At 65.7% G+C, this 2,369-nt stretch carries 1 protein-coding gene; it reads left to right on the forward strand.

Annotated elements, in window-relative coordinates; all coding sequences use genetic code 11:
• Positions 1–2,369 (forward strand): non-ribosomal peptide synthetase (locus tag GFY24_RS40780; RefSeq protein WP_153810463.1); only part of this gene is annotated, 2,369 nt, incomplete at both ends.

Consider the following 2,369-nt stretch of genomic DNA (forward strand, 5'->3'; position numbering starts at 1 on the left):
CCGGTGATCCCAGCTTCGGTGAGTTGGTCGAGCAGGTGCGCGAACGCAGCCTCGATGCTTTCGCCAACCAGGACGTGCCATTCGACGTGCTGGTCGAGCGGCTCAATCCGGCCCGCTCCCAGGCACATCACCCCTTGGTGCAGGTGACATTGGCGTGGCAGAACAACCAGGCCGCCACGCTCGACCTGGGCCTAGTGCGGGTTTCTGCGGAGCAGACCGAAGCATTCGCCTCACGGATGGATCTGACCTTCAGTATTGGGGAGAGCTTCACCGAGGCCGGTGCGCCGGCCGGAATCAGCGGAGCGGTGGAGTATCGGTCGGATGTGTTCGACGCGGTGACCATCGAGCGGATGGTGTCGAGGCTGGAGTGGGTGTTGGCAGCGGTCGCTGCCGATCCGCGGCGGCGATTGTCGTCGATCGAGTTGCTCGACGAGCAGGAGCGGGCGCAGTTGGTGGCGTTCTCCCATCGGGGAATGCTGGCGGAACAGACTGCGGCGGTGTCCATTACAGCGTCGTTCGCCGAGCAGGTCGCGCGGATCCCGGATGCGGTGGCGGTGGTGTTCGAGGGCCGGTCGTTGAGTTACCGGGAGCTGGACGCGGCGTCCTGGCGGCTGGCGCATGTGCTGGCGGAGCGCGGTATCGGTGCCGGTGACATCGTGGCGTTGCTGCTACCGCGGTCGGCGAATGCGATCGTGGCGATCCTGGCGGTGCTGAAGACCGGTGCGGCGTATCTCCCCGCCGATGTGCTGCATCCCGATGAGCGGGTGGCGTTCATGTTCGCCGATGCCGAACCGGCGCTTGCGATTACGACCGCCGAGTACGCGCATCGCCTGGCGGGGCACGGGGTGGCGGTGGTCGATATCGACGATCCGGTGATCGCCGATCAGCCGCTATCGGCGTTGCCCGCCCCGGACGCCGAGAACCTGGCCTACGTCATCTACACCTCGGGCACGACCGGCCGACCCAAAGGCGTCGCGGTCACCCAGGCGAGCATTGCGCAAACCTTCGAATCGATTCGTACGTGGGGCTTCGCGCCCGCGTCCGAACAGGTGTGGACACAGTTCCACTCGTACGCGTTCGACATTTCGGTATGGGAGATCTGGGGCGCGCTCCTGCACGGAGGGCGGCTGATCGTGGTGCCCGACACCGTGGTTCGGTCCGGCCGAGATCTCGAGCGGCTCCTGGTGCGCGAAGGCGTGAACATACTGAACATGACCCCGAGCGCGCTCGGTTTGCTGTCGCCGGAGCGTCTCGGCTCGGTTGGAACCGTTGTGCTCGCCGGTGAGTGGTGTTCGGCGGAGCTGGTCGATCTGTGGGCGCCGGGCCGGGTGATGATCAATGGGTACGGCCCCACCGAGACGTTTTATACATCGCTGAGTGAACCGTTGGTGGCGGGGTCTGGGGTGCCGTCGATCGGTCGTCCGATTTCCGGTGTGGCCTACTTCGTGTTGGATGCGGGGCTGCGTGAGGTGCCCATCGGGGTGGTGGGTGAGTTGTACGTCGCGGGTAAGGGTTTGGCTCGCGGGTATCTGCGTCGACCGGGTCTGACGGCGTCGCGGTTTGTGGCATGCCCGTTCGGGCGTTCGGGTTCTCGCATGTATCGCACGGGTGATCTCGTGCGGTGGAATGCCAAGGGCGAGTTGGAATATGTGAGTCGTAGCGACGACCAGGTGAAAATTCGGGGCTTCCGAATCGAGCTCGGTGAAGTCGGTGCGGCCCTGGCCGGGGTGGCCGGGGTCGAGAAGGCCGCGGTCGTCGTTCGGGAGGATCAGCCGGGCAGCCAGCGGCTGGTCGGATATGTGACCGGTGCGGTGGACGGGGCGCTGGTGCGGGCAGCTGTGGCTTCCCGGTTGCCGGAGTACATGGTTCCGTCGGCGGTGGTGGTGCTCGACAGCCTGCCGTTGACGATGAACGGCAAGCTGGACAAGGCCGCCCTGCCGACGCCCGATTACGCGGGCGGGGAAGGGCATCGGGCGCCGTCCACTCAAGTCGAGGAGTCCTTGGCGGCCATTTTCGCTCAGGTGCTGGGACTGGAGCGGGTGAGCGTCGACGATTCATTCTTTGATCTGGGCGGCCATTCGTTGCTGGCGATGCGGGTGGTCGCGGCCATTCAGGATGCGTTCGGCGTCGAGATCTCGGTGCGGGAGTTGTTCCAGGCGCCGACGGTCGCGCAGCTGGCCGAGGGGATGAGTGCCGAGTCGAGTGGTCGGGCGCCGTTGGTTCCGATGGTTCGGCCGAGTGCGCTTCCGTTGTCGTTCGCTCAGCGTCGGTTGTGGTTCATTCACCAGTTGGAGGGTCTGTCCGCGACCTACAACATGCCGTTGGTGTTGCGGTTGCGTGGCGGGCTCGATGTCTCAGCGCTGGGGCTG

Source organism: Nocardia sp. SYP-A9097 (assembly GCF_009649815.1).
GTDB lineage: Bacteria > Actinomycetota > Actinomycetes > Mycobacteriales > Mycobacteriaceae > Nocardia.